This is a genomic window from Psychrobacter sp. 1Y4 (assembly GCF_051847555.1).
Genome location: NZ_JBPYDE010000800.1, coordinates 1 through 611, shown reverse-complemented (window position 1 = coordinate 611; position 611 = coordinate 1). Strand labels below are relative to the sequence as shown.

Here is a 611-nt window from a genome sequence, read left to right as displayed (position 1 = left end):
CATGGCAGGCTGGTCGTAGTTTTCGTTCATTAGCGTTAGGTAATAATAAACGCGCTCGCCTTCTCCGTACATACGGCGTAGGCCATCATGTACGACAACCGCCAGCTCATAACCATAGCAAGGATCATAGGTCACGCAGTTTGGTACCACGTTAAATAAAATCTGTGAATGACCGTCTTGATGCTGCAAGCCTTCACCATTCAAAGTCGTACGACCCGCAGTTGCACCTAATAAGAAGCCTTGTGCCTGACAGTCACCTGCTGCCCACGCCAAATCACCTATGCGCTGGAAACCAAACATTGAGTAATAGATGTACATCGGAATCATTGGCAACGCATTTACAGAGTAACTGGTTGCTAAGGCAATCCAAGTACTCATCGCACCCGCTTCGTTGATACCTTCTTCTAACATATGACCATCGATGGCTTCTTTATAGCCCATCAATGCTTCGCTATCTTCTGGCGTGTATTTCTGTCCAACTGCAGAGTAAATACCCAATTGACGGAACATACCTTCCAAACCAAAGGTACGCGCTTCGTCTGGTACGATTGGCACAACGCGATCTTGGATGTCTTTGTTTTTCAGCATGGCTGATAACAAACGCACGAATA

General features: G+C 46.5%; 1 pseudogene. It reads right to left on the bottom strand.

Annotated elements, in window-relative coordinates:
- Positions 1-611, bottom strand: a pseudogene (gene aceE, locus ACS8FC_RS18945) (pyruvate dehydrogenase (acetyl-transferring), homodimeric type); the annotation flags it as partial.